Origin of the sequence: Virgibacillus sp. MSJ-26, assembly GCF_018918075.1 — a bacterium.
GTDB lineage: Bacteria > Bacillota > Bacilli > Bacillales > Amphibacillaceae > MSJ-26.
In genome coordinates this window covers 181,181-207,191 of the sequence record NZ_JAHLPW010000002.1, presented here as the reverse complement: position 1 = coordinate 207,191, position 26,011 = coordinate 181,181, and the positions used below count along the sequence as shown (strand labels likewise).

Genomic DNA, 26,011 nt, shown 5'->3' with positions numbered 1-26,011 from the left:
CCAAGCGCATCACACCACAACACGCTACGGCTAACCCCACATCACAAACGAGACTTATTAACTCGAATTAACAACTAAAACTCTCAACAACTAAAATGCACCAGCGCCTCCACCGCCTGTTGACGAGGTCGATGATGTACCCGAAAAGCTCGAACTCGATCCACCAACAGATGAATACAGAATCAAGAAAGTTGGATCAAACATCATCGTCGTCCCCATTGGATTATTGAGTAATGGGTAAGCCCTTGCCATCGACATATCCCACTGCTCCACGTCAGCCTTTTTGCCGCATTCCTCACCATATTCTTTCCCTGCACCAAGAATAATCGCGTACTCCAAACGATGTTCCACCTTTTTAGGATCCGTTCCGATAGGATAGCGTTTTGTTTTAAATTCATGATAAGCGACATTTATTGCTTTTTTAAGCTTTTTAATATCATCACGCCACACATGCGCAGGCACAATCATTAGGATGAGCCACGATATCACCAGCAATGCCACTAACCAAAGCAAGCCGTCGGTGAGACTGAAGAGTAACAGTGACACAATAAGCGACGCTAAATAATAGGCAGAAATCACCCATTTGTTTTTATTGAAAAAAATGACGCTCAGTGTGACTAGACCAAGAACTATTGGAAAGAAGATTTCCTCGGTCGACGTGAGTAGGTCGACTTTTGTAAAGTAGTAGATGAAGCCGAATGTTGTGAGTGCGATGAGACTTGAAATTATGCCGTAGCCGTTAAAGGGTGAGCGCAAACCATGGTAGGCTTCCCTTTTTCCGACGAGGTCAGCCCACTGGGCACGATGTTTTTCAAAGGTTTCAGCCTTCTCTTCCTTCACGGTATCGGACTCTTCTTCCTGAGCGATAACTGATTCGAGTAAAAAGTAGCGCCCATGTTTATCTTCATCTGCAAACAGCCATTCGATCAGATAATCATCGGCTTGGTCGATGTCCGCTTGTTCATCAACAAGTGTGAACCGGAGCGTAGTTTTCGTGTCGATTTCTTCTGATTTTTCTTGGTTCGTTTTTTCTTTGTCCGCTTCTTCTTGATGTATGGATGGCACTTCTTCAAGCGTGATAATTCCTCGTTGTTTTAAAGAGAAAAGACCGGCGATGAAACTTTCATGATCTAAATATTCACTCTTATCGAGGTAATTAATAAGCATGGGATCAGTTGCTTCCACTAAACGCAGTAAATGATCTGGACTTTTATCACCACGGTAGCGATTTGGATGAACGATCATCAGACCGACGCCTGCCACGATGAGGATTACGCAGGCTGACAATATCAGCGGTGTAATATCAGACATTTTTTCATCAAGATGATCACGTTTGTTCGCTAGTTCACGCTCCGCCGCTAAAATGTCGTTCTCTTTTTCCTTGTTTTTCGTCATGTCCATTTGCGCCATTTGCTCCGCTGGATAAACGAGGCGCATTTCAGATGTTTCGCCTTCCTTTAAAACTTGCGCCAAATATTGAACCATATCTTCCCTCTGGACCAGTTCACCTTTCACATCACTATGTAGGAAAACATGATAATCCTTTTGTGACGCTTTATCAGGTAAATGCATCTTAATTTCGACATTATTCAGATCGGTTTCGTTAGACTCATCGAAAAACGCATAAGTGAGATCGGCCACGTCCGCATATTTATCAATCGAACCATGCACCTCATAGCTGTACAGCACACTCTTCGTCTCGTCCTCAGAATCCGTAAAAATCTTCAGCAGCTGATCATCATCGTCATCTTCTTCAACCTTAAGCTTCTCCATCTCAGCCGTCTCAGCATTCGGATTGGTCTCATGCGTTTCATACGCTTCAAAACCTTTCATATCTGAATGGATAGACCGCGTCATCCCTTCAAACACACCATCAAACGTATACGTGTAAAGCTCCCTCACCTCGATGACGCCATCTTCTTCAATTTGCGCATCAATCTTAACTTGATCAATCGTAAAAGAACGATCCTCATCATCACAAGCGGAAAGTAAACCAATTATTAATATAGCAAAGAAAAATAATTTAATCTTCTTCATCGTGTGCCCCCTCGTGTTTTAAATTCTATTTGAATGTCGAGCTTTTAAGGTAACCTCTACAGTCGATAATTTATACAGCACCAGCCGCAACCGTCGACAAGCCTTATTTTGAAATAGCGCCACTCCGACTTGTAAATGCACTGGCTTGGGCGGGAATACGTCAACTCGGGCCGTAAGTACGCTAGCTCGTGTGGGAAGTGCGCCAATTCGGGGCGGGAATACGCCAACTCGGGCCATAACTACTAAAACTGGCACCATGTCCTCTTCATCCCAAAGTAATCATTAATCCAATCTGCACTCCATTTCCAACGGCTATCCACATCTATACGTATCATCAATCTGCATAAAAATATTGTTCTTCCATAAATACTTGTACTAATTAAGACGAATTAAGTAGAGAAAAAGTTTCACTATTTTTGAATAAATTAGTTTTCACTCTAATTTTTTGATGTGGTTCAATAGGATTGGTTTAGCTAATCAACCATATAATAATGTTCTATCACTGATTCCAACCAGTCGACACGCTTATGCTTCTTTCTAAATTGTGATTGTAAGGTTTATTACCTTTATTTTGTTAAAATTAAACTTTTCGTTTTCAAAGATTGTCGAAAGGGAAGATATATTACCCATTTATTCCCCGGGAAATGTCGCAATTAAAGGAACATAGAAAAAAAGCTTAGAAAATTGTTCTAAGCTTTTTTGACTTTACTATTTTTTCTTTTATGAATTTATTTTATTCGTCAGGGCCTCGATCTTTATCGAATTGGAGGTCCTCCCCTTTTTCTTCTTCCGTATCGAGATCATCTTTGTGCGTCTCATTATCATTTTCATCAGGACGATCACTATTTTCTTCTTGGTTCGGTTCATTGTTTTCATTTTCATCTTGATGCTGATTATTGTCCGTATTGCATCCAACTAAAAAACCTAATGAGAGTAATGCTGCCATAAGCAGATGTTTCCATCTAGATGTCATGTCTTTTCCTCCTTGTCAAATAGGTAGAGATATAGTTACTATGTGCAATAATATACCATGTTAGTCACAAAATCCTTATCTAAATAAGAACCTGGCTGAAAATGAAAGTGACATACCCATTTACACAAGTGACCCGCCATCTTTTAGATATTTTTCAATCCCCTCAGACGCTCTGTAGGACAAAGCACCAATAGTCCCTGTCGGGTTGAAACAGCTATTATGTGGAAAAGCACTGGCACCTATCACAAAGACGTTATCAGCATCCCACATTTGGAGATATGAATTGACTGCGGATGTTTTCGGGTCATCTCCCATAATGACGCCGCCAGTGTTATGTGTATTCGTATCTACATTCACATTAAATGGCGCTTGCTCATCAACGGTTTCAATATGATCTGGTCCCATATCTTCACCAATTTTTTTCGTCACTTTTGATATATATTTGACAAGTTCCCGATCTTGTTCTGTGTAATCGAACGTCATCCGTAGTAACGGCATGCCGTAAGCATCTTTGTATGTCGGGTCAAGATCAAGGAAATTTTCTGTATGAGGCAAACTAGCTCCTTGAGATTTGACCTGTAAGACACTATTAGCGTATTTAATAGACTGTTTTTTAAATTCGGCTCCCCATGATGGCGTGCCTGTTGGAACTTGGTTATTAGCAATTGGGCGGTTTCCATACTGAGTAGTACGAATTCCTGCCCCGTGCAAAAAATTCAAATCGGAATGATCAAAGTTATCGCCGGCATACTCTGGAATTTCAATACCTAATGCTCCTGCACCTGCATAAAGATTCCATTCTTTATTATCATAATAAAGCGTAGAATAACCTGAACTTACTTGATAACAATAATTTTTACCAATAACGCCATTGCCCGTATCTGGATTATATGGTTCCCCTATCCCCGAGTTAAGCAGCAGTCTTGCGTTATTAAAGACATAACTTGTGACGACAACGACATCTGCCGGTTGCTCAAATTCTTCTCCAGTTAGTGTATTTACGTATAAGACGCCCGTCGCCTTATCACCTTCTTTTAAAATTTTAGTCACGTTAGCATGCGTGCGTAGATCAAGATTGCCTGTTTCCTCAGCTACAGGAATGACTGTTACAACAGGATCGGCTTTCGCACCGTATTCACAGCCAAAATTCTCACAGAACGCGCAATATTGGCATGCCATACGTGAAATACCATCTGGGTTTTCATAATTCTCGGACAGATTTGCAGAAGGAATGATGTAAGGTTGGTAACCCTGTATTTTGGCGGCTTTTTCAAATTCCTCGAGTACAGGTGTCTTTACCATGGGACCTGTTGGATAAGGATTTGACCGCTCCCCGTAGAGCTCAACCGTTTCTCCTGAGATACCTGCCATCTTTTCAAAGGTATCATAGTAAGGCTCTAAGTCGTCATATGTAATCCCCCAATCCTGTAAAGGGATATCAGATTTTATCTTATCAGTGCCATATCTTTCTTCTGTTTTCGTTTTAATTTCAAAATCATATGGGAGGAAACGATAAGTTTGTCCGTTCCAATGACTTCCCGCTCCACCCGTGCCATCACCGACAATAAACGTCCCATAATGGCGCATGGGGAGGGCACGCATTTTTCGATTATTTCGATGTGTAATCGTTTCTTTAGATAAGTCTTGCATCATATCTTCCCTGTGCTGATATCTGAGTTCATCATGCACCATTAAATAATCGCTCATATTCCTTTCTCTACCTCGCTCAAGTCCGACAACAACAACAGGAACTTTATCTAACTTTTTTGCCATATGTTTTCATCACTCCTTAAATTATTATTTGTTCATATGACTATTGAGGCTTTGAGGTTTTAATTCAACAAATTTATCACTGACTACTTCTTCAACATAGTTCATACGAGTACCTGGATACTTTCTCATAGACCAGCCTACCATTTTATTATTCCCGCCATACATTGGATCAGCGTAAACTCCTTCCATCGTCAGCTTTTGAAGTAACTTAAAAAATTCTGCCGATGATGTTCCAGATATCGACCCTGCTTCACCTTTTTCAAAGGCTGCTAACACATCATCTTGTTCATTGTCTTCAAGGTCAACGAAGTCTTTTTTAAATTTTTCATTACTATAAGCATCTAATCTCTTCAAACCTAATCGAAATAAATCTTTACGAAGAAGCCTAACCTGGTCACCTTGTGTAGATTCTGGTTTATACCACGGTCCCATTCTATAATCTCGCGCATTCACACCCCATTGACTATCAAGTTGATGATCAATATATATAGCGGCATTTAATTCAGCGGCACCAGGGCCGGAATCATCCGCAGGAAAAATACGTTCAGAGGCAGCCACAGTTGTTTGAAACTCATCGGGATAAAAAAACATCAAGGCTTCATTTGGATTGCTTACCTGAGCTGCGTCTTTATCTGTATCTTTTTCAGACTCATTCCCTACAATTAACCCTCCAACTGCACCCCCAACAACAAGTCCTCCTAGAGCTAACCCTGAATTTTTCAAAAAATTACGTCTGGAGTTTGATGTTTCCTCTAAATTATTCTTCTCTTCATCTGACATAAAAAGCCCTCCTAATTCAAAAGCAGAAAAAATACATGGTGTCAATTTTTTCTAGTTAATATTTTTATCTTTTAACCATTTTTTCCACTTCCTCTAAAAATAAACCTTTCAAATTGTGAATTTAAACATACGAGACGGTTCAGCTTTCACACTATTTAGTGTCGAAGAATATCATTTTTTTATTATTTCCCGGGAAATGTCGGAATACGTAAATTCGATTTACTATCATTCGTGCTTCTTTTTATGGATTGTGTCGTTAAAGGGAGTTGGAGTGGTTCGTGCTCGATTGTAATGGTGATGTTCGAATTGGCGTGAGTGACGCTCTCGACTGAGTCAGCGCATTTATGGACCGATCGCACGACTTCACCGACCGAGTGAGCGCTCTTACTCAACGAAAAAAAGTTAGCTGTCATCAAACAGCTAACTTCGCTAAAAATTTTTAATTATACATGTCAAAGAGTCAGGTTATTGGGATTATTCCCTGCCGGCCCCCTTGACATCACCAAGCTATTTTCCCCATCACAACAGGATGTTCTGCGCCTGTGGCTGTTGGGATATTGTTCGTTCTTTTGTGATAACATTGATAGCCAAGCAGCGCAAAGACGATTGCTTCTTTTGCGTCTGCGTTCATATTCACATCGTCGGTAGGTTTGACCTCGAGAGCGGATAAATTCACGCGAATTCGTTCCATTAAAAACGGATTATAACGGCCACCTCCACTGACTAGCACGTCGCTGAGATGCTGCGTTTTGACATGACGCTTAATCTCATCCGCAATGGTTCGAGCCGTTAATTCCGTCATTGTTGCCAGTCGATCTGTGGGTGCTAACCCTTTAGTCTCCGCTTCTTCCCATAACTTTTTCGCATAAAATTCACCAAATAATTCTCTTCCTGTCGATTTCGGTGAAGATCTGCCAAAATACTCATGCGCTAATAATTCATCCAGCCACTCTTCGTTAATTTCACCTTGCCGTGCAAGTCGTCCATCCCGGTCATATGTTTCTTCGCCACCCGTTACCCACTTCGCAAAGGCGTCAATCATCATGTTTCCAGGGCCAGTATCATAAGCGAAAACGTCAGATTCACTCGCTCCTCTTGGAATAACTGTCATATTCGCGATCCCGCCTATATTCAGTAACACCCGCCCTGCATCCGCTTTTTTAAAGAGCATATAATCAGCATAAGGGACGAGCGGTGCACCTTGTCCGCCAGCCGCCATATCCCGGGTGCGAAAATCCCCGACCGTGGTGATTCCCGTTTTTTCGGCAATGACACCAATATCGCCTATTTGAAAAGTCGAGATAATCACTCGCCCGTCAATCCGCTCAGCATCGGGTTGATGGTAGATTGTTTGGCCATGTGAACTGACGAGACGAATATCCTCTTTTGCGATGCCTGCTTCATGGGTCACTTTTTCAACGGCATCAGCGAACACATCACCTAAATACATATTCATTTTAGATATCATAGCGAGATTTGCCGTATCAGGATGACAGAGTTTTAACAATTCTGCTTGGATTTCTGGAGTGTAATCTATCGTCGAAAAATGAACAAGGTCAACTTCAATTTCACCATCTGTATCAAGAATGTTAACTAAAGCAGCATCAATACCGTCTAATGACGTACCGGACATTAATCCTACAACATAACTTTCTTTTGTCATCGTTTTCCTCCCAAGTTCGCAAGTTTAACTCAGCTTGTTTTCCAATTAAAAATGACTTCTAATCATATTATGTAATCGTGGTCTGAGTCGAATCATATGTGGTTGCCTCCCGTAATGCACGCGATTTGTTAGAAGAATAACGTTCAAATCGACCGTTGGATCAAACCACATACTCGTGCCTGTGAAACCAGTATGACCATAAGATTCTGATGAAAAGTAATCACCACATGAAGCTCGTGTTGGGCTTTTTCGCATCCATCCCAAACCACGATGTTCTGCACTGAACTCGGTAAAATTGGAGCGGGCTAACTTTAAAGCAGCTGGTGATATAAGCTGTTTATCATCGTACCTTCCATCGTTTTCAATCATGTTAGCAAACTTAGTTAGATCACTAATTGTCGAAAAGAGTCCAGCATGACCACTTATCCCACCCATTGCTTCTGTATTTTCATCGTGAACGATGCCAAACTTATAATCATGCAGTTTTTCACTGTATTCTGTTGCAGCATAACGATCTTTTTCGAATGTCGGACAAAATCCCGTTTCCGTCATATCCAGCGGCGTGAATAATTGTTCTTGTAAAAATCTAGCAAATGGCTGAGCAGTTACTTGTTCGACAATATGATAGAGTAGGATAAATCCAAGATCGCTATAAGCTACCTCATCCCCAGGTGATGCGACGAGTTGTTCATTATTAATCTCGCGAATCACGTGTTCAGTCGTCAGCGCCCTCTTATAAAATTGCCGATGGGCGGGCAGGCCTGATGTATGTGTTAATAAATGTCTTAGTTTGACTTCATCTTTATTATGTTCCGAAAAATGAGGGATGAAGTGGGCGACTGGATCATCAAGTCGCACGACACCAGAATCGATTAACTTCAACACAGCCGGTAAGGTTGCAACAACTTTTGTTAACGAAGCTAAATCAAACACGGTGTCGATTTCCATCGGTGCTTGTTCTTTTGGATAAACATAACGAGAACCAACTGCTTCTTGCAGTAGAATATCACCTTGATGCATCACTTGCACAACCGCTCCGGGCAAATGATTGAGAGCTATTTCTTCTTCTAAAAACTGCATGACTTGCTCTTTCAATTGGTCTCCTCCTTTAAAAATGGGTTGTATTAGCTTTACACATGACTTTTACTCGTTTTAGTATGGCTCTTACTAACTTTACGCATGGAGTTAACTAGTTTTATGCATGAATTTTACTAACGTAAGCATGTTCTACTAAACAACTGCTTTTTTATAAGATTCATAGCTTTTCCAAGGTGTGTAGCCTAATTTTTTATAAAAATCGACAAGACCGGTCCAATCAATGACAATATGGCGGATGCCGCGCTGTCTTAAAAAAGCGATGCCTGCTTCGACAATCGCGAGTCCAAATCCTTGTCCTCGTTCGTTGGCATCCACGCCAAGCGGACCAGCTCCTCCCAATTCTTCAGCAAACAGGGGCGCCCAGTATACATTTTGAGCGATGAACGGTGATTTAGCATCATTGATTCGGCAAAATCCGATAATCTTGCTTCCTCTCTTTAGTACGGCAAATTCTCTGCCGGTGCCTCCTTTTTGAAAATAATGGATGGCCTCGTACTCCCATCTCCCTGGAAAACAACGGTTCAAGAAAGCTAGAAATTCATCTTTATCTTCCATATCAAGTAAGCTGAATTCCACATCTTTCATTTGCGGAACAACCTTCGTCTCCTCATCACCTAATGCATACGTACGCATTAGATCATACTCTGTCCCTTGATGTGTAAAGCCTTTTTTCTCAAACCATTTTGCTGTTTCGTCGTACCCGCTCGGGATGCCCGGAAAGTAATGATACGGATCGCGACCAAGTAAGATTTGCTCAGCACCCGCGGCTATCAAATGCTCTTCAGCATGGGAAAGTAATTGAGAGCCGATACCTTGATGTCGAACAGATTTATCAACGAGCAAAGCTTGGATCCATCCGGTCGTCGCACTCATAGCAACATCCAATTCTTCTTGCCAACGTTTTGCAATAACAAAAGCGACAATCTCCCCTTGTTCATTCAAAACGACTTGAGAACTTTTCTTGCACACATTGTCGTCATTCAAGCTATTTTGTTCAAATAATTCCTCTGTCATTGGAAAATCATCTCTTAAGTGGTTATTCCATAGGTTTACCAATTCACTGAGTTGACTTTTTTCTAAAGGAACGAATGTCATTTTTCATCCTCCTTCATTTAGTGATCTGCCATTTACCTGCTGTGTTCTACAAAAAGATTACGGTAGCCGTCACACATTATGATTATTCATCTAACAGCCACTCGATTCACGATTAACGTTATTTAGCTGACAATTAATTTTTCACAAAGAAGTGTCCATCATCAGAGCTGCACTGACGGCACCGCTTACTGGTGGTTTGTCGGGAATAATTAACCGCGTGCTGTCCGAATAATTCCCGAGGCCTTCTTCAATGGTGCTACGAAATAGATCTACTCGATTGAAGAGACCGCCGGCTAAGACAACGGGAATGTCACCTTTCTTGAACAGTTTCTTCATTAATGCGCTGACAGACTGCCCGATATAGAGTCCGTTTTGCTGGATGATTTCTGTCGCAATGGTGTCCTTTTGATCGGCCGCTTCCATAACTAAACGTCCGAGTGAGGCAATGGTTTCTTTCGGACTTGTAGCTTGGTAAATTTCGGGTATGATATCGGGAAGTGATTGTTTTTTGAAAAAGTGGCGGATGGATTCTTCGAGCATGGTGGCGGGTCCGGCTTGATCATGGGCGGCAAAGGCAGCTTGGAGCGCGTCGCTGCCAAGGCCAAATCCGCTCCCTTTTTCGCCGATAAAATGGCCCCATCCACCAACTCGGTCTCTTTCGCCGTCATGATTGATGCCGTATGTAATCGAACCGGTGCCGGAAATTTGGACGATGCCCGGCTGGCCTAACGTCCCGGAGTAAAGTGCGATTATCGCATCGTTGTCGACGGTCATTGACATCGCGGACGGCATGGTTTCACTCAGCGCCTGGTGCACTGTTTGTCTAGCACTCGGATGACCAGTTCCTGAAATGCCTGCAAAAAGCCGATCCACTTTTTCGAACGCGGCTTTATTTTTCTCCTTTAATTGAGCTTTTAACTTTAAGAATGTCGCCTTTAGGTCGATCGTGCTGACGATGTTCGGATTGGACGCACCGACTGTAACTTCAGCAATGGTCCAACCTTTCTCATCAGCTATCACTCCCGTCGTTTTCGTTCCGCCACCATCAATGCCAATAACATATCCCATTTAATCGTCTCCCTTAATCAGATTCTTTATTAGTTGCATGCTTTCTCGTGTCTGATTTTATGAAGTCCACCGCATCTTTTGTTGCCGCTAAATGCATTACTGTCTCGTCATATTGCAAAGAAGCGACAGACATAAATAAAATATCGATGACCTGGAGCTGTGCCAGTCGAGAAGAGGTGGCTCCGCTTCTGAACGTCGGTTCTTTCGTTGCTGACGTGTACAAATTCACATCCGCTTGTTCGGTCACCGCCCACCTGCCATATTTGGTTAAACTAATGGTACGCGCGCCATTTTCTCTAGCCAGTTGTAAAATATTGGCGACTTCGCCTGTTTCACCAGAAAAGGAGATGCCGACGACGACATCTTCTTTTTCCGCATTGGCTACAAGTGTTGCTGCCATATGCATGTCTTCAAACGCGTAGGCGGTTTTATTGATTCGTAAAAATTTCTGTTCGGCGTCTTGCGCGATGATACTGGATGCGCCGACACCGATAAAGTGAATTCGTCTGGCTTTGTTGAGTATGTCGACTGCCTTTTCCAGTTCGTCAATGCTTAGTAACTCGGCTGTTTCATGGATTGTTTGAATGCTGTTATTTGTCATTTTATCGATGATTGACATAGCGGATTCGTGGGGTTCAATATCACGAAAACCTTGCTGTGTCGTTTTCTGCAGATCACCAGCCACCCTGATTTTCAAATCATGAAATCCTTTTAAATTTAATGATTTGCATAAGCGGATGACCGCCGCACCGCTTGTTGTACTGCGTTTTCCCAGTTCATTGGCTGTCATCGAAATAATGTCTTGCGGGTGTTCTAAAATATATGCTGCAATTTTCTTCTCTGAAGGTGGTAGAAGCGGAAGCATTTCTTTAATCCTCATTAAACCACCAGTCATATAGACCATATGATCAACTCTTTTCGTTTATGGGGTGTTTACTTTTACGTCACCCCAATCGTTATTTTAGCTGTTTTGCTAGGTTGGACATCCACTAACGCCACGGTAATAGTCGCGGTTCCTACCTTTTTCGCTGACGCTAGACCGCTAGGAGATATAGATAAAATACTGTCATCGCTTGTTTGCCACTTGATGTTGATTAAATCGTGAGGTGTGAAGTCCACTGTATAATTCGATTTTAATACATTCACTCGGCCAAAAACACGAAATTGCTGTGTGGATCCTCGCGGCATTTCCCAATCCCTATCAGGCCAATCATCCGTACCCGTTGCATCCCCGCTATTTTTAGGTTGAATAAACAGTTTTTCGACAATCGGTTTGAAATTATATTTCACTCCAGCACGTCCGATTTCCAAAATGCCGTAGCCTAGGATGTTACCTTTTTCATGAGCGACGTAGCCTTTGGCAGCACCATTTCCGTTAATAATATAAGTCACGCCACCTTTTTTCCATGACTGTAAAACATGTAAATGGCCAAACAACACCGTGATGCTGACATCTTGATTGTTCCTTTTATAATCGTTTAATAGTTCTTCCAGTTTTTGGGCGTCGTCTTCAACCATTTGATGGGACGTGCCGAATGCATCTTGAACTGGAACATGGGTGGCGATAATGATGTTCTTCTGTTTATTTTCTCGTAAAAGTTGCTGCAAATAATGAAACTGCGTTGAGTCCGATTCACTTATACTTTGTTCAAAAGCTGAATTCAACACCACGATTAATGAATCACCGTATTCAAGATGGTAAGTCGGTGCACCGAAATGGGCTTGATAAAGGGCGAGATTCCCTTGAAAAGATTCATGATTGCCGGCTACTGTCAATAAAGCTTGATTGTTTTGATCGGTTTGATCGGCCAGCACGTCTTTTATCTCTTGAAATTCCGCTTGTGTCGCCTCATCCACGAGATCGCCCATATGAATCACGAAGTCCGCTGGCTCTTTGGCAACATTTTTGAGCAATAAGTTTAAGTAATCGGGTGAATGAGTATCCGGGATTACTGGGATGATTGTTGATTGATCGACGCTCGACTCTCGTGAATCCTTCGTGAAAAAACATTCCTCAACCGGATCAAGTTGATTACCTGCTCGATCTGTTACTATGATGTCCACCCGGTGCTCCCCAGCGGGAATAGGGGCTTTAGGATACCCATAACACCACCCTGTTTCTTCATCATAAGTGACGTCGAGTATCTTACCATCCAACCTTAGCTTAATATCTTTCACGTCAATGCCACTTTTTTCATCCATGACCTTAAACGTTATTCTCGGTGTATCGGTATGGATAACTACGCGATGACTCGGTGTAAGATTTGAAAGTACCGGTTGTTCAAGATCAGGACTTAAATCAATTGAATAGATTTTGTTAATCGAAGGCTGTGAGACGTTCCCTGCCTGGTCATAAGCCGCGACTTCAATTTCAACTTCTCCCTCACGTAAATCGTTTAACTGATATTGTATCAAACCTGTCCCGCTCGAATAGGAATGCTCTACGATTTGCCCATTTACTTTCACTCGAATCGATTCGTCATCAACACCTGACATCTCGTCGAAAATTTTTGCCGAAAAAGTAAATGAATCGTTGTAAATGACCGACACTTTCGGAAAAACATTCGTAAATTCAGGTCCTTTTAAATCCACATCATCTTTATAAACGAACTGGATTAAATCAAAATAAATATCACCTTGAATCTTAGGATTTCCTTGCCGTGATTTATCTGTTTCAACGGCATAAATTTTTTCTAATCTGAGCGGTAGTTTCCACTTGTGGTCAATGTCCACATCGATATATTTCCAGCCGACCCAATCAATATTTTCTTCAGTCAGATTTAAAGTTTTCCGGCTTCCTTCACCATCAAGTAAAGTCGCGCGAAGCCAGGGAGATTGACCATCGCCATACACCCATACCGCTAATTTTTCCGGCATGGTTTTAGTCTGTAAACTTTCTTTAAATTGTATATACATCGCGCCGTTCCCAGTCGTCCACTGACCGAAATGATAGCTTAATTTAAGACTGTTATGGCCTGTTTTCGCTCGTTCTTCCGTTATACTCAGCGCATAACTCCCGACAAAGTGGTGATTCGTTTCGTATTTTGTGAGATCACCGTGCTCAAAATCGTCAAGCATCAATCTGGGTGGATGTTTATCCAAGCGCAATCGCCTTCCTCACGAAACCATCTGCCGCGTCGATAAGTTTCTTCGCTTTTTCATAATCTACATTAGCCTTAATCATGACGATGGCCGGCTTCACTTCAAGATGCGCCTTGTCTAAAACAGCGCCTGCTTCTTCCATAGAAACGTCGGTAATAGTTGAGATAATATTTTTCGCTCGTTCTTTTAATTTATAGTTACTTACCTTGACATCGACCATCAAATTTTCATAGACTTTTCCGATTTTAACCATTGTTGTCGTAGTAATCATATTTAAAATTAATTTATGTGCGGTCGCTGCTTTTAGTCTCGTTGAACCTGTCAGCACTTCGGGACCTGTATCGACAGCAATTTTCACATCAGCATGCTCGCTAATTTTGGCGTTGATGTTACTTGATAAGCTAACGGTGGACGCGCCAATGTCTTTTGCGTATTTTAAAGCCCCAGTGACGTAGGGTGTTCTGCCGCTTGCAGCGATCCCCATCACGACGTCGAGTTCAGTCAAACCTCTCTCTTTTAGTTCCTCTCCACCTAAACTCTCATTGTCCTCTGCCCCTTCAACTGCTTGCATGAAGGCACTATCTCCACCAGCCATCACGCCTTGGACCAAATCAGGTGGTGTGCTGAACGTCGGCGGGCATTCCACAGCATCAAGGATACCAATGCGACCGCTCGTCCCGGCTCCTACATAAAATAATTTTCCACCACGACGTAATGATTTATAAATTAATTCAACTGCTTGATGAATATTAGGAAGCACGTCTTCTACCTTCTTTGCCACGGTCATATCTTCTTGATTAATCGTTTTTAGTATATCGAGTGTTCCCATATTATCTAGATTCATCGTGTGCTCATTCCGCTGTTCCGTTCTTAATGTCGTTAATTTCTCCATCTGCCGTCACCTACTTATAAATGAGATAGTTCTCACGTATTTTGTTAAAATCCTCAAGCTGTCGCTCACATTCTTTAAAAAATTCTTTGGTCTGTTGGTCTAAAATGGCTTGTTTCAGCTCTTTGGTCCCTGCGAGTAAATCGATAAAATACCTACCAGGCTTACTCTCAATAAACTTAAAATCATCCGGATACATACTGGCAATCGTTTCAAGCAGCGCTACACCTGTTTTTAACGCATGGACCTTATGCCGATGTTCAATATGAAGTTGCACGCCGCTACATAATTCACCCTCATGCTTTTGATAGGTCGGGATAAACGTAATCGGACGCGCCAGGACTCCCGGAATTTTTTTTGCATTAAATTGTTTTGCTAACGTCTGACCGTTAATAAACGGGGCACCAATCCATTCAAAAGGTTTCGTCGTGCCACGTCCTTCTGATAGATTCGTTCCTTCAACTAGACATGTGCCTGGATATAACATCATCATATCCATGGTTGTTGTGTTCGGCGATGGCGGTACCCAAAACAGTCCCGTCTCATCGAAATACATCTCCCTTTTCCAACCTTGCATCGGAATCACCGTTAAATCACATCTATAGCCAAATTCATGTTTAAATAATTTAGCCAGTTCGCCCACCGTCATCCCGTGTCGGTTTGGGATAGGAAAAAGACCGATAAACGAACGCACTTCTTTTTCCACCAAATTCCCTTCAAGACGTTGACCTGAAATAGGGTTAGGACGATCAAGCACAACAAATTCTTTATTATATTCCGCGCACGCTTCCATCACATGGGCCATCGTATAAATATACGTGTAATAGCGTGACCCGATATCTTGAAGATCAAACACCATGACGTCCACGTTTTCCATCATATCTGCAGTCGGCTTTCGTGTCTCGCCATACAAACTATAAACCGGCAGATTTGTTGCTGGGTCCGTAAACGACGTGACGTCTTCGCCTTCTTTCGCATCCCCGCGAATGCCGTGCTCAGGACCAAAAAGCGCCGTTAATTCAATATCTGGATGATCGAAAAATAAGTCAATCGCCGGGACTAGTCGCTCATTGACACCCGTCATATTTGTCACGAGGCCGATGCGCTTTCCAGTATATTTTTTATAATCATTTTCTAAAAATACATCTAAACCTAAACGCAAATGAGGTACACATCCTTTACTTTTAAATTCTCACACTTCTGCACTCTCATACTTTGAAAATGTCAGCGAAGCGCCCCACATGAGGATATAAGCGGAAATGCTTCCTCCAAAGAAAAATAACAAGGCCGGTATCGTTATAAATGTAAGATACACAAGCGCTATCATAACACCGAATAAAAATAGTGTTAAAAATGGATGACCGATGCCAATGACAAACGCCCATTTGATATACTCAAGTGGCTTTAAATTAAAATGAACGAAAATCGGAAATAGGTATAACAGTATAATAAAGTAAATAATAAACAGCCCGACAACACCAAAACTTGCGATCAGATAAGCGATATGCTCTTGGGAGCGTAAAATCTGAAATTCAATTGTTAATAGATAGCCAACAATGAACACACTGTATCCTAGCACATTGATTTTTATAAATTCTTTTCGGTAAGATTTCCAAAATGTTTCAAAAATCGGTATGTCCGACTCCCCATCAATCCACTTTCTTACCACCGCAAACATCGCTGTCGTTGCAGGCAGAATACCAAAAAACAATAAACCCGCCACTGAAAAAAGCACCCATAATATATTTAAATAAGCGAAACGCGTAATCCACAAGGCAAAACGATAATAGCCAGCTACAAATCCACTCATTGATGTCCCTCCTTACATATGTTGCCTACGTATTTTTAACATTTTCAAGTCTGAATGCGGCCCTTTTTACTCTTTAATCGATCCAATTAACACACCTTGTACGAAATATTTTTGGATAAATGGATAGACGAGCAACAAAGGAAGAGATGACACGATAATGACAGCATATTTAATCAATCCTGCTGTTTTAACTTGATCAACCAAGGATTCAGCGACACCTGCTCCCGGATCATTTAGCTGCATCTGGTTAACGACTAATATTTCCCTTAAAATTAACTGTAACGGAAACTTATCCCGATCGGATAAATAAATCAACGCATTGAAATACTGGTTCCATAAATTCACCGCATGGAAGAGCGCCATCACTGCAACAATTGGTAATGATAACGGCAACACAACACGGATGAATATATAAAAATCGGATGCCCCATCAATTTTCGAAGCTTCGACTAATTGGTCAGGGATACTTTGTTGGAAAAAGGCACGCGCCACAAGAATCGACCAAGCCCCAACCACGTTTGGGATCACAATCGCCCACATGGTATCTAACATACCTAATGATTTAACGACTAAATACGTTGGAATCAAACCACCGTTAAATAACATCGTAAACAAAATGAACCAGAGAATGCCTTTTTTAAACATCAATTCTTTTCTTGATAACGCGTAAGCACAAGGCAATAGAACGAATAAATGGATGGCCGTTCCAACAGCCGTATAAATGATCGTATTACCATAGCCCCGCCAAATCGCATTATCCGCAAAAACTCGTTCATACCCTTTAAAGGTAATATCGACTGGCCATAACCACATTTTACCAGAACTGACAGCTGCCGGATCACTTATTGAGGCACTTAATACAAAAATGAGCGGATAGACGACCAGCACTAAAATAATTAATAAAAAGATCGTATTAATAACGTCAAATGCTTTATCAGATAGACTAAAATTCTTCATAGTTCTCACTCCTTACCATAGACTCGAGTCAGTTGCTTTTCTCGCTAAATAGTTAAACATAACGAGTAATGTAATATTAATCACTGAGTCAAATAATCCTATCGCTGCCGCAAAACTATACTGACCTTCAAGTAGTCCTGTCTGATAAACAAACGTTTGAATAACATCTGATGTCGAGACGTTTAAATCATTTTGCATCAAGAGTACTTTTTCAAAGCCTACCGTCATAAAACTCCCAATATTTAAAATAAATAACACGACGATGGTTGGCAAAATACTCGGGATGTTAATGTGGAGGATTCGTTGTATGCGGGATGCTCCATCCACTTTTGCCGCTTCATGAAGTTCAGGATTGACTCCTGAGAGAGCGGCTAAATATATAATCGATCCCCACCCAAGGGTTTGCCAGACACCTGACCATGTAAACACATGTCTAAACCATTTCGGGCTTGTTAAAAATGGAATCGGATCGCCGCCAAATGCAACAATTAGACGGTTCACTAACCCTGTTGTCGGGTCTAGAAAAATAACAATCATACCTACGACAACAACGACTGAAATAAAATGCGGGGCATAAGTTAACGTTTGTGCCCATTTTTTAAACCAGCCATTTTTCACTTCATGAAGTGAAAGAGCTAGAATGATCGGTAACGGGAATAATATTAACTGATAACCACTTAAAATAATTGTGTTTTTAAGTAAACGCCAAAAATAATATGAGTCAAAAAAGCGTATGAAATGGTCAAATCCTTTCCAAGGACTCCCCCATATCCCTTTTGTAGCAATAAAATCTTTAAAGGCAATCTGTACTCCATACATAGGTACATAATGCATTACGATAAAATAAATCACCGCAGGAAGCAGAAATATATAAATTTGCCAGTTTCTTTGCAGATTTTTCTTTACGGCTTCAATACGCTTATGAGTTGGTAGTTTTACATCTGCTTTTGCTGTTTTCATTCAACAACCTCCTATTTATTAGTGGTCGGAGAAGCTTCCGACCACTAATAACCTTACTTCTACTTCAGATTAATTTTCTTTGTAACGTTCAAAAGCAGCTTGTTGAATTTCCATATAATCATCAAGTCCCATGCTCTCAACTTGCTCAACATAATCATCCCATTCAGAGAAGTCTTTCTCACCGGTGATAAACGCTGCTTGCATTTCACTTACATATTTATCTAAGTCTGTTTCGAGTACAGAAATATCATCATTTTCTTCAGCTGTATACGTAAAAGCAGGCCAGATTTCGTCGATTAAATAAGGTTCAATTTCCTCAACAGCTTCGATATCTGTTGGTGCATTTTCCGAACCAGTAAAGTAATCGTCTGTGACCATGACAGGGTGGTTTCCACCTGGATTGATAATATATTCAGCTAGCGCCTGAGTTAATGTTAAGCCATCCGGATTGTCGGTGATTTCATCTTTGAGTTCTGGGCCATCTTCTGTTTCTTCATAGGTGACACCTTCAATTCCCATAAAGAACATTTTGGATCCTTCGTCACTCCAGAAATAGTCAATCCATCTTAGCGTTGCTTCTGGATTTTCATTTTCACTTGTGATTAAGAAGTTTCCTAAAGAACGAAGTGGCGACGTGATACCTGTATACATTTTCGTCCCATCTGGTCCTTCAAGCGCATTCCCTGGAATAAATTGACTTCCAACTTCTTCACCATACAGTTCAATAGGGTTATAGAACTGCACCGCCCCGTACAAATTATCCGCTGCATTAGCAAGGTGCTGGTCAACCTCAAGTGAGTAAATACTTTCTTCGATTAAACCTTCGTCATATAAACGATTTAAATACTCAAGCATTTCTTTATACTGTTCATGAATTGGGAAAAAGCGAATATCCCCTGAATCTGGATCCTCATCGATTAATGTGTGAAGCTGCCCTTTGTTTTGAACGCCGAACGCTCCAGAAATCCAGTGGATAATACGAGACATTTCAGCAACACTACTTAATGGAATTTCATCGTTTTCACCACTGCCATTAAGATCCGTTTCCTTAACAGCTTTTAAATACTCGTAAAATTCTTCCGTTGTTTCCGGATTATCCATATCAAGCTGTTCTAACCAGTCGCCATTCACCCAACCTTTAGCTCCGATTAACAGAGATTCAAAATCAGGCGAATAGACAGTCGGCACCGAATAAATATTACCATCCGGGAATGTCAACCCTTTTCGAATATCCGGGTTTTCGTCAAGTACTTTAGAAATATTTGGAGCATATTCTTCAATCAAATCATTCAGCGGAATGAAGGTACCTTGATCCCCATACTTTTGAATGTCAGAGACAGGTATATTGGCAGCATAAAAAGCATCAGGCAAATCCCCACTCGCTAAGGCGAGATTACGCTTTTCATCCAAACCGTCTGCCGCCACTTGATTCCAGGTAATATTCATATTTGTCATCTCTTCATATTCATTTAAAAGCAATACATCATTCCAGTCGTCAGCCGTTGTCGCCGCCTTACCAGCAAAAATTTCTAATTCAATCTCTTCATCAACAATCGGCATACCTTCTTCATTCAAATTATCTAATGCCTCTTCACTTCCACCTGCATCCGTTTCGTCATCATCACTACACGCTGCCAGCATCACAATTAACGAAGCAGCCAAAAGTAGAAACACTATATTTTTGAACCTCATGTCAAACCCTCCCATAATTCTATTTTAAAATTTAATTTTACTTTTTATGACAGCTTGGAGTGGTGGCGAGCGGCGTGGCGCACCCTCGAGCGACAAGTCTGCGTAAATGCGCGGCTGGATGAGCAGCTCGAGCGAGATCACCCCTGAGTCGAGCAGGAAACCACCTCACTCGAGCGGAAAACGGCCCAACTCGAGCGGGATCAGCTCAAGGTCGAGCGGCGTCCGGCCCAACTCGAGCGGGAGTCACCCCAGGTCGAGCGGCTTCAAGCCCAACTCGAGCGGGATCAGCTCCAGGTCGAGCGGCGTCCGGCCCAACTCGAGCGGGATCAGCTCCAGGTCGAGCGGCGTCCGACCCAACTCGAGCGGGATCAACTCCAGGTCGAGCGGCGTCCGGCCCAACTCGAGCGGGAGTCACCCCAGGTCGAGCGGCGTCCGGCCCAACTCGAGCGGGAGTCACCCCAGGTCGAGCGGCGTCCGGCCCAACTCGAGCGGAATCAGCTCCAGGTCGAGCGGCGTCCGGCCCAACTCGAGCGGGATCAGCCCCAGGTCGAGCGGGGGCACCGCGAACTCGCGCACCACAACACCAAAACTTAATTCTCTAAATAACGTTCTAATGCTTTTTCTTGAATTTCCATATAATCGTCTAAGCCCATGCCTTCGATAGTCTCGACGTAGTCATCCCATTCGGAGAAGTCTTTTTCTCCGGTGACAAAGGCCGCTTCCATTTCGTTGACGTATTTTCCTAAGTCTGTTCCAATGGCGTCGAGTTTGTCTTGCTCATCATCTTCATAGAAGAAGAGTGGCCATGGTTCTTCGATTAGATATGGTGCGTTTTGTTCTGCGTTTTCAATGTCTTCAGGCTGAAATTCCGGTGCTGTTGAGTACCTTGGGTCATCGATGACCGGGTGCCCTCCGCCTGGATTGATGATATACTTGGCTAATGCTTCTTGAATGGTTAAGCCATCTGGGTTGTCTGTGATCTCGTCAAGTAATTCTGGTCCATCATCTGTCTCCTCGTAGGTTTCGCCTTCAAGTCCCATGAAGAACATTTTGGCTCCTTCATCACTCCAGAAGTGATCAATCCAGCGAATCGTTGCTTCTGGATTTTCATTCTCACTTGTAATTGAAAAATGCCCTAAACTATTAACAGGTGAGAGAACCGCTGTAAATAATTTATCGCCATTCGGTCCTTCGAGCGCGTTACCTGGAACATAGCGACTTCCGACCTCATCTCCGAAATAATCAATTGGATTAAAGAAGTTCATGGCTGCATATTTACCTTCAATTCCGTTAGCTAGGAACTGGTCCACTTCGATGGAATAAATATTTTCTTCAATTAATCCTTCTGTGTATAACTTGTTCATATATTCAAGCATTTGCTTGTATTCGTCGGCTATTGGGTAAAAACGCATATCTCCCGTTTCAGGATCTTCATCAATCAGTTGGTGAAGGATTCCTTTATTGGAAACGCCGAATGCTCCGGAAATTAAGTGATACAGACGATCCATTGACACACTGCTGAATGGAATAACGTCTTCTCCGTCAACGGATAGTTCCTTAGCTGCCTTTAAATACTCGTAAAATTCATCAGTTGTTTCTGGGTTATCCATGCCTACTTCATCGAGAATTTCCTGATTAATCCAAGGCTTATCATCCATTAATGATGTCGGTGAATCAGGGTCTCTTAATCGAGGGACCGCGTATATATTGCCATCTGGGAATGTGATTCCTTGTTTAATTTCTGGGTATTCATCCAAATAGGCTTTAATATTTGGTGCATACTCATCAATTAAATCGTTCAATGGAATAAATACACCTTGCTTCCCATACTTATATAAATCAGAGTTCGGGATGTAGGCACCATAAAATAAATCTGGTAAATCATTGCTTGCCAATGTTAAATTTCTTTTCTCTTCTAGCCCATCAATCGCCGTCTGATTCCAGTTCATTTTGATATTGGACATGTCTTCATACTCATTTAAAACCGGAACATCATTCCAGTCTTTAGCTGTTGAGGCGGCTTGACCCGAGAAGACTTCTATTGTTATTGGATCATCAACAATCGGCATGCCTTCTTCATTTAAATTATCAAGCGCTTCTTCACTTCCGCCTGCATCAGCTTCTTCATCGTCACTACAAGCTGCTAAAAATAATAATGAAACCGCTACCAAAATATAAAAGATATGTTTAATTCGCATCGTTTACCTCCTTAATTATTAATTTTTGAACTGTTAACTTATCTGTCTTTAAACCTGTTGTTCTCTATGCCTTTTTCTTGACCCACTTAAAAATCCATCGTTGTTATGCTTAAATCACCTCCTTAAATATGAACCAACTCCCTAGATCGTGACCGGTAGTTTTCCGCCAACTTTAACTTCACCGAAGATCGCACTGGCAGCTGTCCGTAATGCAGGGTATGATGGCTCATATGTGTTTATAAAAGCATCCACCTCTGTTAATTGATTCACGTCATACGGATTTCTCATCCCAACACCAATCATTTTCACTTCTTTAGCTAGTAATACTTTTACTAACTCATGATAAGGACTTTCAGGGGTGATTCCTGACGTTCCAAAAATAACGTAATCACAGTCGCAAGCTTTGGTAATTAAATGGTCGAGCTGACTTTCTGTTAGCTCCGTTACTTCAATATCTGCCGAGGGTGCGCTTTCTGTAATCGCTTCACCAAGCCCTTTGTTTATACGTACATCTTCTGCTCTTGTTTGAAGCTGTCCGGTTGGCTGAATAACGAGAATCTTAGTATTTTCATTAGCTTTAATTGGCAAAACATCATTATTTTGCACGATTGTTACACTTTTCTCATATGCTTTTCTGGAAAGTTCTTGATGTTCGGAAGAGCTCACCTTTTTTAATTCGGCGTCCTTGTCTTTTCCTAAGACGCTTTCCCAACTGATATATTTATCCAATAACTGATTAATTCTTTGAACTGATTGATTAATAGATTTCTCACTAACCTCACCTTGTTCAACCGCTGCTTCCATAGCTTTAATTGCACCTAATTGACGTTCTATCGTATGAGAAACCATGAGAAAATCACTGCCTGCTTTGAATGCTTCAACAACTCCTTGTTCTGTTCCGGTTGTTTCAGCAATCGCATCCATTTCCATACAATCGGTCGTGACAACTCCTTTAAATCCTAATTTTTCTCTTAATAAATGAGTTAAGACATTTTTTGATAAAGTTGCGGGTTTATTTTTTGCAGGTTCGATGGCAGGAAAATGAACATGAGCAGCCAAGACTACTTCGGCACCTGCATCAATACATGTTTTGAATGGCTTTAATTCGACTTGCTCAAGTCGCTCCATATCGTGGGCGATTGTAGGTATGTCAAGATGAGAATCGACATTCGTATCTCCATGCCCTGGAAAATGCTTTATCGTCGGAATCATGCCAGCCTGTTGCATTCCCTTCATGGCAGCACGTCCGAAGTCAGCTACTTTGCTCGGTGATTCACCGAATGACCGGACACCGATGACTGGATTATCTGGATTAATATTAACGTCTAATGAAGGGGCTAAATTCCAATTAATCCCCATAGCTTTCAATTCCTCACCTGTTGCATGATAGACATCATGTGCGAGTTCTGGATCATCCGTCGCTCCAAGTGCCATCGCTCCTGGAAACAAAGTTGTTCCTTCATCCAAACGGCGTACGACCCCATTTTCTTGGTCAACACAAATAAACAATGGTCGCTCGTAACCAGCACTTTTCGCCTCTTCCTGTAAACTTTGAGTTAATGTGTAAACTTCCTCTGGCGTTCCGACATTTCGACTGAATAAAATAATCCCGCCGACATGATAGGTATGAATCAGTTCTTTAACTTCAGGTGTCAAGCTTTTTCCAGGAAAACCGACGACCATTAACTTGCCTATTTTCTTTGTTAACGTAGACTTTGACATGTCTTTTCTTCCCTTCTTTACATTTAAAACTATTTATAAAATTGGCAAAACTAATCTAAAAGATATGGGTTTAGCCGTAGCAGGTCTCGTCTCGATTATCGTCATTTTTCTCGATAGGTTCCTATCGAGACGAGGCTACGTCTTGGGTTTTTCCAGTTAAGATAAATTTCCGGCTGTGACTATTCTATGATAGAGATTCCTTCCTAATGAACCGTCTGGCATTGGGTAGGGGCCTTCGAAGGGGAGGCGTTCTGCGTCCAGTTCTTCGAGTGTGTCAATGTTACCTGTCAGCCATTGGTGTAATCGATGTTCGACTGTGTCTATTCGTGCTAATACGCCGCCATAGCGAATTTCAATTATTTCCCAACCGAATGGTTTATTCAGGGTAAACCAAATGGTGCGGTGTTTTTTACGTAACGAGTTGATACGCGTTTTTAGGTCAGCGAGTTGATTTTTCAGGTGTTCAACTGTTGTTTTGTCGTTGGTGTCGTAGGCCTCTTTTAAGTTTATGCCATATTCTGCTTTGATGGATAAAACATCCGCCAATTGCTGGTAAAAGTCGAATAACAGGGTCCAAGATGGATTGGCTTGTTTGGCTTGTTTCAGCTTGGCGGTCAGCTCGGCATAATGGTTATTAAGCGGGAGGCCTTGCATATCTTTATCATATAAACCAATTAATAGATCTTGCCATAATAATAGTTTGGATGGATTGGATTCGTGTAAATTGTTCTCACTCACACCGGGTGTTTCGTCAAGTTGATTCAGTGCCATAAAGTCGTCATACTGACCATCACAACAAAACTTGAAACGCTCAGCCACATGGTCTGACGTTACATTTTTGTAATAAGCATGCTCGGCATATAGTTGCAGGACGGGGAGTGCGGTAATCCACGGTGTCTCGGCACCATTATCGCCCCACATAGTGACGAAAGTTTCTTGAACGTTTTCTTTTTTACACGCCGTCATAGCGGCTTCGGTCGTCGCTATTGCTTTTCCGTAATTGGGTGAGATGCCATTCCAAGTCCAGACACCACCGGCAAAAATGGGACCGGATTTGAGCTGCTTATGTTTTTGAATAAATGTCTGGTAAAAGTCTTCATCTGTATGGTAATAATCCCAGTAAACAAGCTGGGCATCAGGGATCGACTTGATGACGTCTTCCGGAATTTCAGCTTCGAGATCGTAGTACGCGCCTCGCTTGGATCCTAGGCGAAAATACATGTCGCTCCAGATCATTGGATTGAGGTTAAGCTTTTTCGTAGTGGCCACGACTTCCTTGAGATGCCGGTTCATAATGGAGAAACGTTCCTCGTATCCGTGTTTATCTAGGTATTTTCCTAAGCCGAGTTGATGGGCCTCATCCATTCCGATGTGTATTCGATTTGATTTGAAGGGCTTTGAAGCTGCTTTGATAATTTTTTCTAAGAAGTTGTATGTTTTCTGTTCACCGGCTAGTAAAATATCAGCTGTATCTCTGAGTTCAATTGCATAATTCCATTTCAATGCTTCGGTTAAGTGAGCGAGTGTTTGGATGCACGGTATCATCTCAATCCCTAGATGGGTTGCGTATTCGTCACATAGTTTTAGTTCTTTTTCCGTGTAACGTCCGCGCATATAGCCAAAATAAGGATAATCCTCTACTTCATATGTATCTTCTGTGTAAACCATTAATGTGTTTAGTCCCATAATAGCCATTTTTCGGAGCATCTCTTTGATTCCGCCAACTGTGAGCACGGCATTTCGGGATGCGTCCAACATCACCCCGTTCATTTTAAATTGAGGTTCTTCCGTGATGTCGAAGGTCTGTTGTTTTTGATAATTTTCAATCCATAAACCTAAGCCCCGGTAAAAGTGAATCGGCTCTTGAAAAGTTATTTTGCCTTGGTTATGATCGTTTTTTATCGTGAGTGGACCGTTTTGTTGTGCGATATGAATGGGATGGCCGTTGTTACTTCTTGTAAAGTTTAATTCATGGGATAAAATGTCGATTCCTTTTTCTAGAGTTTGCGTCTCCCCTGTTATATGAAGCTTCATGCAGTAAACCCCCTATTTGCTCTTTTTGATAGCGCTTACTTTTCAGTAGAAAATAATTGCTATTAACAGATTAATAGCTTTTTAATGTCATGTGTAATTAATTTTTGATGGAAGCCCAGGTGAGTTTTATGTGTGGAAATCTGTAGTGTATTTTTATCTC

20 protein-coding genes are annotated in these 26,011 nt (G+C 41.8%); all 20 read right to left on the bottom strand.

Going from position 1 to position 26,011, the window contains the following annotated elements:
• Positions 1–90: 90 nt before the first annotated feature.
• Positions 91–2,037, bottom strand: a complete 1,947-nt coding sequence (locus tag KQI49_RS01480; protein ID WP_216486090.1) for a DUF2207 domain-containing protein — start codon at positions 2,035–2,037, stop codon at positions 91–93.
• A gap of 733 nt (positions 2,038–2,770) precedes the next feature.
• Complete coding sequence (locus KQI49_RS01475) at positions 2,771–3,010, bottom strand: hypothetical protein (RefSeq protein ID WP_216486088.1); 240 nt, start codon at positions 3,008–3,010, stop codon at positions 2,771–2,773.
• Positions 3,011–3,130: 120 nt separating this feature from the next.
• Complete coding sequence (locus KQI49_RS01470; RefSeq protein WP_216486086.1) at positions 3,131–4,783, bottom strand: GMC family oxidoreductase; 1,653 nt, start codon at positions 4,781–4,783, stop codon at positions 3,131–3,133.
• Between the two features lie 24 nt (positions 4,784–4,807).
• Positions 4,808–5,563 carry a gluconate 2-dehydrogenase subunit 3 family protein gene (locus tag KQI49_RS01465; RefSeq protein WP_216486084.1) on the bottom strand — a complete coding sequence of 252 codons (756 nt, stop codon included), beginning with the start codon at positions 5,561–5,563 and terminating at the stop codon, positions 4,808–4,810.
• A gap of 499 nt (positions 5,564–6,062) precedes the next feature.
• On the bottom strand, positions 6,063–7,226 hold the full coding sequence (locus KQI49_RS01460; protein WP_216486082.1) for an anhydro-N-acetylmuramic acid kinase: 1,164 nt from the start codon (positions 7,224–7,226) through the stop codon (positions 6,063–6,065).
• Between the two features lie 45 nt (positions 7,227–7,271).
• The gene (locus KQI49_RS01455) at positions 7,272–8,321 is read right to left on the bottom strand and encodes a serine hydrolase domain-containing protein (protein WP_216486081.1); all 1,050 of its coding nucleotides are present in this window, start codon (positions 8,319–8,321) and stop codon (positions 7,272–7,274) included.
• A gap of 135 nt (positions 8,322–8,456) precedes the next feature.
• Positions 8,457–9,419 carry a GNAT family N-acetyltransferase gene (locus KQI49_RS01450; RefSeq protein ID WP_216486080.1) on the bottom strand — a complete coding sequence of 321 codons (963 nt, stop codon included), beginning with the start codon at positions 9,417–9,419 and terminating at the stop codon, positions 8,457–8,459.
• Between the two features lie 141 nt (positions 9,420–9,560).
• Positions 9,561–10,487, bottom strand: a complete 927-nt coding sequence (locus KQI49_RS01445; RefSeq protein WP_216486079.1) for an N-acetylglucosamine kinase — start codon at positions 10,485–10,487, stop codon at positions 9,561–9,563.
• 13 nt (positions 10,488–10,500) lie between these two features.
• Positions 10,501–11,391 (bottom strand): MurR/RpiR family transcriptional regulator, encoded by an 891-nt coding sequence (locus KQI49_RS01440; protein WP_216486078.1) that lies wholly within the window; start codon positions 11,389–11,391, stop codon positions 10,501–10,503.
• Positions 11,392–11,426: 35 nt separating this feature from the next.
• Positions 11,427–13,589 (bottom strand): metallophosphoesterase, encoded by a 2,163-nt coding sequence (locus KQI49_RS01435; RefSeq protein WP_216486077.1) that lies wholly within the window; start codon positions 13,587–13,589, stop codon positions 11,427–11,429.
• Positions 13,582–14,481: an N-acetylmuramic acid 6-phosphate etherase gene (gene murQ, locus KQI49_RS01430; protein WP_216486075.1), complete on the bottom strand. Its 900-nt coding sequence runs from the start codon at positions 14,479–14,481 to the stop codon at positions 13,582–13,584. The genes KQI49_RS01435 and murQ overlap by 8 nt, the downstream gene beginning before the upstream one ends.
• Before the next feature lie 10 nt (positions 14,482–14,491).
• Positions 14,492–15,640, bottom strand: a complete 1,149-nt coding sequence (locus KQI49_RS01425) for an exo-beta-N-acetylmuramidase NamZ family protein (RefSeq protein WP_216486073.1) — start codon at positions 15,638–15,640, stop codon at positions 14,492–14,494.
• 30 nt (positions 15,641–15,670) lie between these two features.
• Positions 15,671–16,288 (bottom strand): YesL family protein, encoded by a 618-nt coding sequence (locus tag KQI49_RS01420; protein ID WP_216486071.1) that lies wholly within the window; start codon positions 16,286–16,288, stop codon positions 15,671–15,673.
• A 66-nt stretch (positions 16,289–16,354) separates the two neighbouring features.
• Positions 16,355–17,245 (bottom strand): carbohydrate ABC transporter permease, encoded by an 891-nt coding sequence (locus KQI49_RS01415; protein WP_216486069.1) that lies wholly within the window; start codon positions 17,243–17,245, stop codon positions 16,355–16,357.
• Between the two features lie 12 nt (positions 17,246–17,257).
• Positions 17,258–18,205 (bottom strand): ABC transporter permease, encoded by a 948-nt coding sequence (locus KQI49_RS01410; RefSeq protein WP_216486067.1) that lies wholly within the window; start codon positions 18,203–18,205, stop codon positions 17,258–17,260.
• 69 nt (positions 18,206–18,274) lie between these two features.
• The gene (locus KQI49_RS01405) at positions 18,275–19,897 is read right to left on the bottom strand and encodes an extracellular solute-binding protein (protein WP_216486065.1); all 1,623 of its coding nucleotides are present in this window, start codon (positions 19,895–19,897) and stop codon (positions 18,275–18,277) included.
• 205 nt (positions 19,898–20,102) lie between these two features.
• On the bottom strand, positions 20,103–20,354 hold the full coding sequence (locus KQI49_RS01400) for a hypothetical protein (protein ID WP_216486063.1): 252 nt from the start codon (positions 20,352–20,354) through the stop codon (positions 20,103–20,105).
• Positions 20,355–20,487: 133 nt separating this feature from the next.
• Positions 20,488–22,095, bottom strand: coding sequence for an extracellular solute-binding protein (locus KQI49_RS01395; RefSeq protein ID WP_216486061.1), 1,608 nt, complete (start codon positions 22,093–22,095; stop codon positions 20,488–20,490).
• 141 nt (positions 22,096–22,236) lie between these two features.
• Positions 22,237–23,817, bottom strand: a complete 1,581-nt coding sequence (gene nagZ, locus KQI49_RS01390; protein ID WP_216486059.1) for a beta-N-acetylhexosaminidase — start codon at positions 23,815–23,817, stop codon at positions 22,237–22,239.
• Between the two features lie 156 nt (positions 23,818–23,973).
• Positions 23,974–25,851: a beta-N-acetylhexosaminidase gene (locus tag KQI49_RS01385; protein WP_216486056.1), complete on the bottom strand. Its 1,878-nt coding sequence runs from the start codon at positions 25,849–25,851 to the stop codon at positions 23,974–23,976.
• Positions 25,852–26,011: the final 160 nt, after the last annotated feature.